Source organism: Paenibacillus sp. JT31N17, from assembly GCF_056269255.1.
In genome coordinates this window covers 276,284-291,260 of record NZ_JBWDNP010000006.1, presented here as the reverse complement: position 1 = coordinate 291,260, position 14,977 = coordinate 276,284, and the positions used below count along the sequence as shown (strand labels likewise).

Here is a 14,977-nt window from a genome sequence, read left to right as displayed (position 1 = left end):
GGGTTACAGTTGAGAAGCATAATGCTTAACAATTTTAGAGGGGGGTTATGAGTGTGAAAAGTAGAATGTACACAAAAGGAATGGTTATGTTCGTTTGTTTGCTAATGATCGTAAGCGCTTTATCAGCATGTACGTCCAATTCACCAAGCGATCAACAGCCAAGCCAGACACCGGCGGACGGCTCGGGCAATGAATCCGGCGAAGCAGTCTCCGGTGACAATAATCCATTGGGCAAGTATGATACACCGCTTACCATTCACTTCGCACGTGATGTGGATGATGATTTGCAGGATAATATCATTCCCAAAACTCCAGGAGAGACGGTTGATGACAACCGCTGGCTGAAAGCGTTCTCAGGAAAACTGGGGATTGACGTAAAATACGACTGGACCGTGAAGGTCGGAGATCCCTATACCCAAAAAATCAACGTGACGCTGGCTTCAGGTGAAATTCCCGACATGCTCCGCGTTACGGCTGCACAGATGAAGCAATTGGCCGATGCTGATATGATCGAGGATTTGACACCATATTGGGATACCTATGCTACTGATTTTCTGAAGGAGTTGTATGCGGTTCAGGGTCCCGCAGCCCTCGATGCTGCAAAAATTGACGGTAAAATGATGGGCTTAGGCCCAGCGGAGGTTTACGGCGACGGTGTATTCCTATGGATCCGTAAGGACTGGCTGGATAATCTGGGTCTGTCGGAGCCTAAAACGATGGCTGACGTCCTTGCGATCAGTGAGGCATTCACAACTCAGGATCCGGATAAAAACAATAATAAGGATACCTACGGTCTTGCGTTAACAAAGGATCTTTACAGCGGTGCCATGGGGTTGGAAGGCTTCTTCTCAGGGTACCATGCTTATCCCAATATGTGGATAGATGACGGGGCAGGCAATTTGGTATGGGGCAGTACCCTTCCCGAAGTAAAGGAAGCGCTTCAAGTACTGTCTAATATGTATAAAGTTGGGCAGATCGATAAGGAATTTGGTGTAAAGGATGGCGGAAAGGTAGCGGAAACGGTCACATCGGGTAAGATCGGTATGCAATACGGCGCGCAATGGAACCCCATGTATCCGCTTATCAGCAGCTATCAGAACGATCCCAACGCAAACTGGGTAGGTTACTCGCTGGTTTCGGTCGACGGAGAACCGGCTCTTTCGCCTCAGGTATTCGGGGCTTCCGAGTTCTGGGTTGTCAGGAAGGGCTTCTCCAATCCGGAAGCGCTGATCAAAATGTTCAATCTTCACGTTGAACTAAACTGGGGAGAATCCGGAGATTTTGACTATTACTATATGCCAGCCGCCAATGACAGCGTAGGCGTTTGGAAGTATTCGCCTGTTCAGCCGTTCCCTCCTTTTAAAAACCTGAACGCGTTTAGGGAGATCCAGGAGGCACGAGCCAAAAGTACGTTGGATCAATTGACCGGCGAAGCGATGTCCATACACAAGAATATTGTCGCGTTTGAAAATGGAGATACCTCTCAGTGGGGATGGCCTAAAATTTACGGAGTGGAAGGCGTGTTTCGGCACGGTGTGAATTATGTCGATAACGATCTGTTCATGCTCGAGGCTTTCGCAGGACCGCCTACCCCAACAATGGCGGACAAAGAGTCCGCACTGACAGCGCTGGAAATCGAGATATTCGTGAAAATTATTATGGGTGCCGCTTCCATTGATGAGTTCGACAAGTTCGTTAAGGATTGGAATAGGCTTGGCGGTGCCGATATAACCAAGGAAGTCAATGAATGGTATGATTCCGTCAGCTGAATAATCTGAACAAAGGGAAAGAATACTGGAGTTTCTGCTAGTATCCTTTCTCTTCTATGCGAGTATTATTTTATTGAAACAGGGTGAATCGTATGCATAAAAGAAGGTTGATAAGGGAAGTTCCGCTGCATTTGATGATATTGCCGGGGTTCCTGTTTTTGCTCATCTTCAGTTATCTTCCCATGGCGGGCATCATCATAGCGTTCCAGAAGTTTTACCCGGCCAAAGGCTTGTTTGGCGACCAGCAATGGGTTGGGCTGAGCAATTTTCAGTATGTGATGAGCTTGCCCAATTTCCAAAACATCATGTGGAATACCCTTTACATTGCGGTAATGAAAATCACTTTGGGTCTTCTTGTCCCAATTGCAATTGCCGTTCTTCTAAACGAAGTCAAAAGGCTAGGGTTGAAAAGAGGCGTTCAGACAGCCGTTTATTTGCCTCACTTTTTATCCTGGGTCGTATTAGGCGGCATTTTTATCGATCTTCTGTCGCCCACCGACGGCCTGGTGAATCGAGTCATTCAGGCGTTTGGCTTTGAACCGATCTTTTTCCTTGGGGATAACCGATGGTTCCCGATAACGATGATCCTGACGGATACATGGAAGGAATTCGGATATGGAACGATCGTTTATCTTGCCGCAATTACAGGCATTAACCCGAGTTTATATGAAGCGGCACAGATTGACGGAGCTAACCGCTGGAAGCAGACGCTGCATGTAACCCTGCCGGGCATGCAGATGGTCATTGTTCTTCTTATGGTTCTCAATCTTGGCAACCTGCTCAATGCCGGCTTTGATCAGATTTTCAATTTGTACAGCCCAATGGTGTACGAAAGCGGGGATATCATTGATACCTTCGTGTACCGCATTGGCATGTTGGACGCTCAATTCGGCGTAGCAACCGCCATCGGATTATTTAAATCGGTCATAGCGCTAATACTCGTGTCCATCTCCTATTTCTTCGCATATAAATTTGCAGACTATAGGATTTTTTAGGGGGGATTTTTGTGCTCGTGCAAAAGAAAATCGACTGGTTTGCGATTATTAATCATTGCTTTTTGGTGCTCGTCTCCGCGCTGTGCTTGATCCCGATCATTCACATCCTGGCTGTTTCTCTAAGCTCCAGCGCCGTGGCGGCAACGGGGGCTGTAACTTTATGGCCCAAGGAATTCACCTTAAGCTCTTATGAGTTCGTCGCGCAACGGGAAGCTTTCTGGCAATCCATGCTTGTGTCATTTCAACGAATTGCTTATGGGGGAACGATTAATCTGTTCCTTACGATCATGATAGCCTATCCGCTGTCCAAAGAAACCGCTGAATTCCGGATTCGGAGCTTTTATTCATGGAGCTTTTTCATCACCATGATCTTTAGCGCGGGGTTGATACCGACCTATATGGTTATTCGCCAGCTTGGGTTGATTGACAGTGTATGGGCGCTTGTTCTGCCTACCGCGGTTCCTGTGTTTAGCGTAATCTTGCTGCTCAATTTCTTCCGCGTTGTGCCAAAGGAATTAAGCGAGTCTGCCTTTATGGACGGGGCCGGTCATTGGACAACGCTGTGGCGGATTTATGTTCCAGTATCTTTGCCGGCATTGGCGACCATTCTATTGTTCTCGCTGGTCTCGCATTGGAACAGCTGGTTTGATGGATTGATCTATATGAACGATCCCAGCAATTATCCCGTCCAAAGCTATATTCAGACCATTGTGGCTCAGCGTTCTTTTAGTACGATAACGGCGGAGGAAGCCAAACTCATGGCGACCATATCGGACAAAACATTGCGATCGGCTCAAATTTTTCTTGGGGCACTGCCCATCCTTTGCGCTTATCCTTTCTTACAGCGTTTTTTTGTGAAAGGGATCGTGCTGGGGAGCGTAAAAGGATAGTTTCCCGGCTACGAATTAAATTCGTTCTTACGAATTAAATTCGTTCTATGGTATTATATCCATAAAATTTATTTAAGGCTGCGTATGTAAGGAGGGAGGTGCAGATCAGAGATAGTATTTTTGCAAGGTTGATCGCGACATTTCTGTTGGCGATCATACTGATTTCCTTGCTTGGAATCTACATGTACAATTGGAGCCTGCGTACCGTTAAAAATGAAATTGTGAACTCCTCTGCCGCTCAAGTATCGTTTTATCTGAAAAGTCTGGAAGAGGAAATCGAACGCATTAAAATTTTGCAATACGATACGCTCAATGACGAGTATCTTGCGAAGCTTACCGTTCGTTATCCGATTATGAACGAGCATGAAATAATGGAAAGCATGAGAAAACTGCAACAACGGCTGGTCACCATCCATAATAGCAGCTCTTATATTGCCAGCGTAAGCGCGCATATCCTCCCGATTCAAAAAACGATATCCTCCGTCAGCTCGGTGAGCCCCATCGACATGGAAAAATTCGAGCGGATCCGGGTTCCGGAGGGAGAAAAGGGAGCGCAACTGGTACAATACGAGAACAAACTTTATTTAACCACCCTTCACGATGGAAACGCCGGTTTGTCTCAGTCGTACATGATTGAAGTTGAAATCAACACGACTGCGTTGCAAGAGTCGTTAGAGCAATTTTATACCTATGACGATAACGGTTCTTTTTTAGTGGACTTAACGCACGATGTGGTGATAACCGGAAAAGAAAAGGACGAAACCGAGATTTTGGAAGGACTGGTGGAAAATTATCACCGTTTTGTAAGCGTTAACAACGGTTATGCCGCCATTCACGGGCAGAAAATTTATGTCGTTTCCCTTCGGTCGGATTATCTTAATATGCTGCTGCTGCGTTATATCCCGCAAGAATTAATATTTGTACCCGTGCAAAGTTTTTATATCTGGTTATGGATTTTCACCGGAGTCGGCGTGTTGATGATTATTCTCTATTCCATCTACACCTTTAATTTGATCCACAAGCCTATGAGAAAGCTTGTGGGATCATTTCGTCGTGTGGAAAGCGGCGACTTTAACGTATCTATCAACATAAACAACAAAAACGAATTCGGCTTCTTGTACCAAGGATTTAATTCCATGGTCCAGAATGTATCTGCCTTGATCGACCAGGTATACAAGCAGAAGATTCTCAATCAGAAGGCTGAGTTAAAACAATTGCAGACACAGATCAGCCCGCACTTTTTATATAACAGCTTGTTTTTGATTCATTCGATGGCAAAGCTTAAGGATGATAATTTAATCCCGTTTACCAAGCTTTTGGGCGAATATTTTCAATTTATTACACGAAATGCTTCAGATGATTTGCCACTTTATGAAGAGGTTGAACATGCCCGGACTTACTCGGAAATTTTGATGATGCGTTATCCCAGCAGACTTTCCATCAAGTTTGAAGAATGTCCCGAAGCGGTCAGGGACGTACAGGTTCCTAGATTAATCCTTCAGCCAATCGTTGAAAACGCTTTTAAGTATGCCGTGGAAAAAACGAAAGGAAAAGGAATCATTCTGTTAAGCTTTCGTCTGGAAGAGGCTTCCGTGCGGATAATGGTTGAAGATAATGGAGCTGATTTATCGGATCAAAAATTGAATGCCTTACAAAAGCTCTTTTACGATGATTCGATTATTGAAACGTCAGGACTAATCAATATTCATAGACGAATCAAATTGATTTACGGCGCCGATAACGGATTATATTTAGAGCGAAGCGCAATGGGCGGTTTAAAGGTATCTTTGCGACTTAATCCAGAGGTGAGAGGTTGAGCATGTACAGGCTTCTAATCGTAGATAATGAAGAAATTATCGTGAATCATTTGTATGAGATCTTTCGCGGCCTTGATCATTTGGATCTTGATGTGTATAAGGCCTATAGCGGGGAGGAAGCCATTGAGTGGCTCAATCGAACAAGAATCGATATCGTGCTTACAGATATCGATATGCCAGACATAAATGGATTGCAGCTCATGGAGGAAATTTTTAAAAGCTGGCCCCAGTGCAAGGTTGTATTATTGACCGGTCACAGCGAATTCGAATATGTGTATAAAGCGATTCAGCATCGGGACGTAAGCTTTATACTTAAAGCCGAAGATATCGAAAAAGTTATTCAGGTCATAGAAGAGACTATTTTGAAAATTCGTATGGAAATCAAGACGGAAGATTTAATTCGTAATGCAAAAGAGCAAATCCATATGGCGCTGGATTTATTTCAAGAAGATTATATTCTGTGCATTTTAAAGGGCAATCCCAACGTACAAGTTACCAAAGGGCAGTTTGAACAGCTGTCGATTCCGATGAATGCGCAATGGCCGGTCACCTTGGTGACGGGAAAGATTGATAAATTACCTGAGGGCAGCGACTATATGCAACAGATGCAGCTTATGTATTCGGTTCGTCAGGTTATTCGAAGATATCTTGCCACTCATGTGAATATTGTGATGGTTTTGGACGAGAATCATCGGATTGTTATATTAGCACAACCTAAAGAATCGTTAACGAGCATCTTCGAGGCAAAATCGGAGCTAATTGAGCAAACTTATATGAAAACGGTGTCCTACCTTAAAGGCACTTTGGAAATCATACAGTCGGCTTGTCAGGAGAACATCGGGATTTCAATCAGCTTTACAGTCGGCAGTGAAGCGTGCTGGTGGAACTCGATCTCCAATCAATATCATTCGCTTTATCATTTGCTCAACTATCGAATAGGTATTGAAAGCACCATCCTACTGGTTGATAGTGAGATTAGCAACACGATTCGCAATGAGGCCGGCTTGATCATAGTCAATGAGGAAGAATCCGCTGAAGAAGCGAAGCTGGTAACAGAGCTCAAGTCAAAAAATCTTTCTGTTATCGAGCAGTATCTGGATTCAGGACAGAGGGAGAAGTATTTTGAAGCGATAGAGCAGCTGCTTATCCCCTTAACGGGTATTCGCTCTAAAAGCAACGCCCTGGCGCAGGAGGCTTACTACACGGTATCCCTGTATATGATGTCATATATTAACAGATGGGGACTAAATGAAAAGCTGTTCCTTAACTGTGGTCAGTTGCAACTGATGCGGACGGATTTTTTTGATACCTGGAACGAAGCGGCAGTGTACTTGAAGGAGTTGTCGGTCGTTCTTTTTGATATGCAAACAAAAGAGCAAAAGAAGCGGGCGGATAATACGATCGACTTTATAAAAGAGTTTATTATGAACCATTTGGATGAGGATTTGTCATTGGTTCGATTATCAGAACAAGTGTATCTGAATCCTTCGTATTTGTCGCGCATCTATAAACAGGAAACCGGCAGTAATCTGACGGAATTTATTGAATCCATTCGTTTAGTAAGAGCAAAGGAATTGCTCAAAAGCGAAAAAATACGAATCAGTGATATTGCCCGGCAGGTGGGATACGAAACGGCTACTTCATTTACTCGTTTTTTTAAAAAAGCAACCAGTTATTCCCCGCAGGATTACAGGGAAAAGCATATTTTAAAGATTCCATAAGGGGGAAAAGCAGGGACCTTCTTCCTTGCGGCTGAATGATAAGGCCAGTATCATCCTGCCGATTGGAATTCGTTTCATACCGCTTCAACGATGACGAGATAAGACGGTAAACAGGGAGCGGAGGGATACCGATATTCTTAGAAATAGGCACTATAAATGCCTAACGCCATAAGAAATGATAGAGCCGGGTCGCATTTTGAACCGGCTCTTCTTCGTGGCCTGATGCAAGGCGTAAGGGGAATTGTGGAAGTAATGACTATGCCCAAGCGGATCGTACCGCAGGAGAGCGCCTTCACCGACGGGGCTGCGGCTATAGAAGCCGCTAACCGCCAAGCATTCCTCATGTGAATTGTTTCTATTGCAAATTAGTAAAGATAGGGTAACGATATAAAAAAATGCATCTTGCATGACCGGAATTCGATCTGGATAATTATAATATTACGCTGGCTTGCCACCAATACATGTGAAATGGGGTTACATCTGTTGCGGATACCAATAATGAATAAGTCCAAGCTTATGCTTACCGCATTATTGTCTGTTCAAGTTATATCGGGATGCAGCCAAAGCGACAATACGAATAATCAAAAGCCGGACGGGAACGAACAGGTGATCGAATATAATGAATTAGGGCTAAGCAAATATGATCCGCCGGTCGAAGTTACCTTCGTAAGGGAAACTGGCGAAGGGTTGGAAAATTTAATCAACGTATTGCCGGGACAAACGCTGGAGGACAACACGTGGAGCCGTCTGTATGAACAGGTGCTCGGCATCAAAATAAAGTACGATTGGGTCGCCAAGGGCGATCTCTATTATCAAAAATTAGGCGTCGCGCTTGCTTCGGGCGATATCCCGGAAGTGGTAAGGGTCAATGCGCAGCAGCTCAGACTGCTCAGCAACGCGGGATTAATTCAGGATTTATCCGAAGTTTACGAGAAATACGCCACTCAGCTAACCAAACAGATTCTTAGCCAAGAAGGAAACGGTCCGTTCGATGCGGCAACGATCGACGGCAAGCTGATGGGCATTCCGGAAACGGGTTCCTCTATTGAGGGGGCTCAGTTTATATGGATCCGGACAGATTGGCTCGATCGACTCGGCATGAAACCGCCACGTACCATGAATGATTTGCTGGAAATTTCGAAAGCGTTTACAGAAGAGGATCCGGACCAAAACGGCGCCAAAGACACAATCGGGCTAGCGATTACGCAGTATTTGTTGGATCCCGTCATGGGATTAACAGATTTTATGGCAGGCTATAATGCGTTCCCGAATATGTGGATCAAGGACGATTCCGGCAAACTTGTATACGGAGGCATTAAACCGGAAGTGAAAACGGCATTGCAAACCCTGCAGGACATGTATCGGGACGGCCAAATCGACAGCGAATTCGGAATTAAGGATGGCATTAAAGCGAAGGAGCAAGTAGCTGACGGGAAGATCGGCATGCTTTATGGGGAGCAATGGGGATCGTTTCTCGTTCAATCGAGCCGCGAAAACGATCCGAACGCCCAGTGGCAGGCCTTTCCGATCGTTTCCGTATCGGGGGAAGCGCCGAAGGTACCGCTCCGGTTCAGCACCAATCAGTTCCTTGCGGTGAGGAAGGACTATAAGCATCCCGAAGCGATCGTTAAGCTATTTAATTTGCATCTGGAAAAAAATTGGGGTAAAACTGCCGAATATGAAACCTACTACAGCTCGCCGTACCCTATATGGCAGCTTTCCCCCGTTACCCCTTATCCGGCAAGAAAAAACCTGGACGCGTATCTACAACTGGATGAGGCCCGCCGAACGGGGGATATATCCGTCTTAAAAAACGAAGCTAAAGCCATACAAAAGAACATTGATACATATCTTTCCGGCGGTGCGGACAAGGAATCCGGGTGGGGATGGGAGCGAACATACGGCCCCTCGGGAGCCTTTGCGATCGTTGACCAATACGAGAAAAATAATCAGTTATTATATGAGAGCTTTGTCGGAGCCCCGACGGAAATGATGATCGAGAAAAAAGCCATTCTATATGATCTGCAAATTGAAACCTATGTGAATATCATACTTGGCAGATCTATTGACGAATTCGATCGATTTGTCAAAGAATGGCATGTGCTGGGCGGTGAGAAGATGACGACTGAAGTAAACGAATGGTTTGCTGAAAGACAGTAATCAAGGCAAGGAGGTCATGCTCCGGATTTGTCTGCTAAACGGCATAACTCTCTTGAATTCATTCACTAAAGCGGCAACGGAGGCGTTTTCTTGTTTAAATTTCCCGCTGTATCATTGCGTAATACGATCTTTGTCCGATTGGTACTTACTTATCTCATCGTTGTGCTCCCCATTATATTGCTTGGGGTATATCTGTATAACTGGAGCTACAAAAACGCAAGCCAGGATATATCGAGAGCGACCGTTAAGCAGTTGACTTATTATTTAGAGGGTTTGGACCGGGAACTCGAATGGATGGAGCTTCAGCAGTTCGATATCCTGGAGGACAGCGAGCTGAACAAGCTTGTCGCTACTTGGGAATTAATGGATAATGTGGAAAGAAGATCAGGCCTGAACTACCTGCTGCACCGTCTTACGTCGTTCCAAAACAGCAGTCCCTATATTAAAGATATCAACGTGCATATCCGTTCCATTAACAAAACGGTCTCGGCTGCAAATGACGTATATAAATTTGACGAGGAGAGGTTCAATTACTTCCGTTCCAGTGCCGGAAAAAATGACAACCGGCTGATCAATTGGAATAACACGCTTTATCTCAGCGCCTCCAAGCAAAGTGGGACAAAGGGGGAGGAGCCTTTATTCCTCATTGAAATCGAGCTGCATACGGAGAGGTTAAGGGAATCTTTGCATCAGATCAACATTTATCCGGATAGCGGCTCAATTCTGATCTCGGAGAATACGGGATTTGCGCTAATGAGCAATGAGGCATCAAACCCCGTGATCCGGGACTACGTGAGAGGAACGAGTGCATCAAGCGGCAGCATCTTTTTATTAAAGCTGGACGGCCGAACCTACCACATCGACAAAGCCTATTCTAATAAACGGGAGCTTTCGGTCGCTACATATTTGCCGGAAGAAACCGTCAAAAGACCTTTGAGCATTTTTTACCGGTGGGCATGGGTATTTGCCATAACGTCTCTGTTTGCCGTTGTTATTTTTTCCTATTCTTCTTATACGTTTATTCATAAACCGCTGTTGTCTCTCGTCCAGAGCTTTAAACGGATGGAAGGGGGTGCATTGAACATTCCAATCGAACACGGTAAGAAAGACGAATTCGGCTATTTATATACAAGATTCAACCATATGCTGATGAAATTGCAAAGCCTGATCGATCAGGATTTCAAACTGAAAATGATGATGCAGAAGGCGGAGTTAAAGCAGCTGCAGTCGCAGATTAACCCGCATTTTCTATATAACAGCTTCTTCATTCTGAACTCACTGGCGAATACCGGGGATCTGGATCGGATCGAACAATTTACCAACATGCTCGGGGAGTATTTCAGGTTTATTACCCGAAATAGCGAGGACCATGTTTTGTTGTCGGAGGAAACGAGACACTCGCGTATGTATACGGAAATTCAGAAGCTCCGGTTCTCAAGACGCATTCGGGTGCAATTTGATGATTTGCCGAAGGATATGGAGCATATCCGGGTACCGAGATTGATCATCCAGCCTATTATCGAGAACTCGTACGAGCATAGTCTTGAGAAAATGACCGAGGAAGGCCAGCTTCGCATTTCGTTCGAGCTGGATCCTGGAATGGCTCGGATCATTGTAGAGGATAACGGGAACACGATCAGCGATACCGAAATTGAAGCGCTAAAGGTCCGGCTGGATCATACGGCCGAATCCTGCGAAATGACGGGCATGATCAATATCCATCGGCGTCTTGTATTAACATATGGTGATGACAGTGGCTTGTCGCTGTCCAGAAGCGAGTTAAACGGTCTGAAAGTTGTTATTCGAATCAAGCTGCAGGAGGTGAGTTAGGATGTATAGACTTTTGATCGTCGATGATGAGGAAATTATTACGGATGGTCTATACGAAGTGTTTAATCAGCTCATGCCGGAAACGCTGGATATTTGTAAAGCCTATTCCGGCAAGGAAGCGTTGAATTGGATGTCGCGCACGCGAATCGATATCGTACTCACCGATATTCGCATGCCGGGGATGAGCGGTATGGAATTAACCGAAGAAATTCTAACTTTTTGGCCAAGATGCAGAAATATTTTTCTCACAGGATACAGCGAGTTCGACTATGCTTATAAAGCCATTCAAATGCCAAATGTCCGGTATTTGTTGAAGACGGAAGGGTTCGCGAAGGTAACCCAAACCGTGCAAGAGGTCATCCAGGAATTAAATCACGGCATTCAAATGAATAAGTTAGCAGAGCAGTCCCGCGAACAGAAGGATACGCTTGAATATATGGCGCAGGGTGAGTATTTTAGACATTTTCTGCAGAAGAGCCATGTTTATGAGGAGAGTCAGGAGACGCTGGTTAAAGACTTCAACACATTAAATATTGGCATGGATCCCAAGGCGCCGGTTGTGCTGGCCCTCGGCCGCTTATCCTTTCCGGCGGGGACGGCTTATGCCGAGAGAAACGAAATCCTAGCTTCGTCCAGAATCATATGGAACTCCTTTCTTACCGAGCAGACGCGAAGCATTGGAATCGTGGATAAGCACGGAGACATCGTATGGTTTCTTCAGTCGTCGCTGCACTCCGAGGAGAAGTTCAACAATCACTTAATCCGTTATTTGGAAGGAACGCTGGAGCTGATTCAAGAAGCGTGTCTGGCGTCGCTGGGTGTGATAATCGGCTTTACCATAAGCGGCAGCAACTGTGAATGGGGAGATGTAAACCAGCAATACGAGAGGCTTCGTCAGCTGCAGCAGTTAAAGATCGGTGACGGTATTTCCATGATAATGGTGGACCGTTCCGACCCGCTTGCTGTCTGCTCTATGAAAGAAGGTTTTGTGTTAAGCCACAAAGCCGAGATCATGGCAGCGCATCTTGAAGCGGACAGGGCAGCGGAGTACTTCGAGGAATTGGAGAAGCTGTCGAAGTCCGCCTTAAATCCAAACGGCAATGTCCAGAGAACGATTGAAGCGTATTATTCCATCGCACTTGTCCTTCTCTCTTACATCAATCGCTTAGGGATGCATGGTTACATTGATGATCACGGAACGCTGATGCGTCTGGATGATCATGCCTCCATGAAAGAAGGCTTCCTCTATCTGAAACAAATCGCGGATGCGATATTTAAATTCAAGCGTAAGGATGAACGGGACCGCGCCTCCCAGATCGTCGAACGGATATGCCAATTTATTGAGGAACATTTAAGCGAGGATCTGTCGCTGGTTCGGCTAGCGGAAATCCATTATTTTAATCCGTCCTACTTATCCCGTTTTTTCAAACAGGAACGTGGGATTAATTTATCCGAGTATATTGATAAATGCCGGTTAAAAAAAGCGAAGGAGCTTCTAAAGGACCCGGATCTGAAGGTGCGGGAGGTGGCATTGCGCGTCGGCTACGAGGCGGCTCACTCGTTTACCCGTTTTTTTAAAAAGGCGACGGGACTGACGCCTCAGGAATACCGGGATACTTTGTAGACAAGCGATAGTCATTAATCAATCAGCAACCGGCTCGAAGCTGCGTTCCGATTACTGGTTGGCGTCAGATTTGTCACAACAGGCTTTGTTTATGTCTACACCCTAAAAACCTATAACTTGCCGGGTAATATGTAGCAATCGGCAGGTTGCTGCCTCGAGCTGCAAGCTATACACTTTTTACATATCGGAAGAGGAGGCGAGCATAAGGGCAGGAGGCGTGAAAGAAGACGCTGTTGTGCCTAGTAAAGAAAAGGGAACCGCTTATGATTTTAGCCTATTAATCGATGAATTCCCAGGCGGCGAAGGAATTGGCGACGATCAGATTAAAATTGAATCGGGAGTTGACACAAGTCATGAATGAAGAAATTAAAATGAATAGCTTGGAAATCGGTTGTTCCGACAATAAAACGGCATCGTACGACGTTAGCGGTGACGCTGCCAAAGCGACCTGCGCTCCGCCTGCCAAGGCGGTCGGGAAGCTTCCTCCGAACGGCAACCCGGTCGTCTCCCATAAATTCGGCGCTGATCCATATGCGCTGGTATTCAAGGATCGCGTCTACCTGTACAATACGAACGATGTGCTGGAATATGACGGGGGAGGCATTGTCAAAGACAATACATACGGCAACATTAACAAGCTGTCGGTTATTTCCACGGATGACCTGGTGAACTGGTCGGATCACGGCGAGATCGCTGCCGCAGGCCCGGAAGGCGCGGCCAAATGGGCGACGCAATCGTGGGCGCCCGCAGCCGCACATAAAGTCATTAACGGAGAAGACAAGTACTTTTTATATTTCGCCAATAATGCCAGCGGCATCGGCGTATTGACAAGCGGCAGTCCGATCGGCCCGTGGGTGGACCCGATCGGGAAGCCCCTTATATCGAGAGACATGCCCTCCGCTGCAGGCGTGACCTGGCTGTTCGACCCTGCCGTGCTGGTAGACGACGATGGCAAAGCCTATATCTACTATGGCGGTGGCGTTCCGGAAGGAAAGAATGAAATGCCGAATACCGCGCGCGTGATGCAGCTGGGCGACGATATGATCAGCGTTGTCGGCGAAGCGGCGGCAATCCCGGCTCCTTATATGTTCGAGGATGCCGGTATCAATAAATACAAAGGCGTTTATTACTATACCTACTGCTCGAACTTCTACAACGGCGTCCGTCCGGAAGGAAGTCCACCGGCCGGGGAAATTGCCTATATGACGAGTGACCAGCCGATGGGTCCATGGACGTATCAGGGAACTATATTAAAAAATCCCGGACACTTCTTCGGGGTTGGCGGCAATAACCATCACGTTATATTTCAATTCCATGACGCCTGGTACATTGCTTACCATGCGCAGACCTTATCCAAAGCGATGGGTGTGCCTAAGGGCTACCGTTCGACTCATTTGAATCAGGTTCACTTAAAAGAGGACGGTTCTATCCAGGAGATCGCCGCAGACATGAAGGGTGTTTATCAAATCAAGGATTTCAATCCGTACGCTCGCGTTGAAGCTGCGACGATGGCGTGGAACGCAGGAGTTAACACGCAGCCGCGATTGATGGACGACAATGGGCAAGCTTATGCGAAGCTGGCTGTTACCGGCATTCATGCCGGAGATTGGACCGCGGTTTCAAAAGTGAATTTCGGCAGCGGGGCATCCTCCTTTACGGCATTGGTATCGGGCGAGGAGGGCGGCATCATGGAGCTGCGCTTGGACGATCCGGAAGGACGGCTGATCGGGACGCTTGCCGTGCCTTCGGCAACCGGGTGGACCGAGTCGATAACGGAAGTCTCGGGCGCCGATGGTATTCATGATCTCTATTTTGTGTTTAAAGGAAAGCCCGGTACGGAGTTGTTTGAACTTGGCTCCTGGCAGTTTAGCCAAGAAGCGGTTTGATTCGAACATGTAAGTAACCAATCAGCAGAATTACAAGTTTTGATTCACCAGGGCCCCTCCATGCTAAACGGCAACGCTTTGTTTCATTCGTAGGAACTGCAATTAACTGTTGCCTAACTCGTACTCAAGCGCAGGTTTTTCACCGTAATGACAATAAACCTGTAGACACACGAGACATTTTATATTCAACAAGACTACGCTTACTTCGAAACGACCGCAACCTTCCACAATCTGCATGTCGTACGTAGAAGGAAAACCTCCCGCTAAAGCCTCATATTTGAGCAC

The 14,977-nt window shown here is 46.2% G+C and carries 10 protein-coding genes; all 10 read left to right on the top strand.

Annotated elements, in window-relative coordinates; translation table 11 throughout:
* The first annotated feature begins 53 nt into the window (after positions 1-53).
* The 10 genes from AC0YOB_RS20960 to AC0YOB_RS20915 all read left to right on the top strand — a co-directional run bounded on the left by AC0YOB_RS20960 (position 54) and on the right by AC0YOB_RS20915 (position 14,692).
* Positions 54-1,769 (top strand): extracellular solute-binding protein, encoded by a 1,716-nt coding sequence (locus AC0YOB_RS20960; protein WP_475794412.1) that lies wholly within the window; start codon positions 54-56, stop codon positions 1,767-1,769.
* A 92-nt stretch (positions 1,770-1,861) separates the two neighbouring features.
* Entirely contained in the window at positions 1,862-2,764 is a 903-nt protein-coding gene (locus AC0YOB_RS20955) for an ABC transporter permease (RefSeq protein WP_475794411.1), read from the top strand.
* Between the two features lie 11 nt (positions 2,765-2,775).
* Entirely contained in the window at positions 2,776-3,654 is an 879-nt protein-coding gene (locus AC0YOB_RS20950) for a carbohydrate ABC transporter permease (RefSeq protein WP_475794410.1), read from the top strand.
* Between the two features lie 98 nt (positions 3,655-3,752).
* Entirely contained in the window at positions 3,753-5,471 is a 1,719-nt protein-coding gene (locus AC0YOB_RS20945; RefSeq protein ID WP_475794409.1) for a sensor histidine kinase, read from the top strand.
* 2 nt (positions 5,472-5,473) lie between these two features.
* Positions 5,474-7,192 carry a response regulator transcription factor gene (locus AC0YOB_RS20940; protein WP_475794408.1) on the top strand — a complete coding sequence of 573 codons (1,719 nt, stop codon included), beginning with the start codon at positions 5,474-5,476 and terminating at the stop codon, positions 7,190-7,192.
* Between the two features lie 498 nt (positions 7,193-7,690).
* Positions 7,691-9,352 carry an extracellular solute-binding protein gene (locus AC0YOB_RS20935; protein ID WP_475794407.1) on the top strand — a complete coding sequence of 554 codons (1,662 nt, stop codon included), beginning with the start codon at positions 7,691-7,693 and terminating at the stop codon, positions 9,350-9,352.
* A 90-nt stretch (positions 9,353-9,442) separates the two neighbouring features.
* Positions 9,443-11,182 (top strand): sensor histidine kinase, encoded by a 1,740-nt coding sequence (locus AC0YOB_RS20930; protein WP_475794406.1) that lies wholly within the window; start codon positions 9,443-9,445, stop codon positions 11,180-11,182.
* A 1-nt stretch (position 11,183) separates the two neighbouring features.
* Positions 11,184-12,806, top strand: a complete 1,623-nt coding sequence (locus AC0YOB_RS20925; protein WP_475794405.1) for a response regulator transcription factor — start codon at positions 11,184-11,186, stop codon at positions 12,804-12,806.
* A 217-nt stretch (positions 12,807-13,023) separates the two neighbouring features.
* Entirely contained in the window at positions 13,024-13,167 is a 144-nt protein-coding gene (locus tag AC0YOB_RS20920) for a hypothetical protein (protein ID WP_475794404.1), read from the top strand.
* Positions 13,160-14,692 (top strand): glycoside hydrolase family 43 protein, encoded by a 1,533-nt coding sequence (locus AC0YOB_RS20915; RefSeq protein WP_475794403.1) that lies wholly within the window; start codon positions 13,160-13,162, stop codon positions 14,690-14,692. The genes AC0YOB_RS20920 and AC0YOB_RS20915 overlap by 8 nt, the downstream gene beginning before the upstream one ends.
* Positions 14,693-14,977: the final 285 nt, after the last annotated feature.

Coding starts and splice junctions, on each gene's coding strand:
- AC0YOB_RS20955 (WP_475794411.1), top strand. CDS start 1,862: ATGCATAAAAGAAGGTTGATAAGGGAAGTTCCGCTGCATTTGATGATA.
- AC0YOB_RS20940 (WP_475794408.1), top strand. CDS start 5,474: ATGTACAGGCTTCTAATCGTAGATAATGAAGAAATTATCGTGAATCAT.
- AC0YOB_RS20935 (WP_475794407.1), top strand. CDS start 7,691: ATGAATAAGTCCAAGCTTATGCTTACCGCATTATTGTCTGTTCAAGTT.
- AC0YOB_RS20925 (WP_475794405.1), top strand. CDS start 11,184: ATGTATAGACTTTTGATCGTCGATGATGAGGAAATTATTACGGATGGT.
- AC0YOB_RS20915 (WP_475794403.1), top strand. CDS start 13,160: ATGAATGAAGAAATTAAAATGAATAGCTTGGAAATCGGTTGTTCCGAC.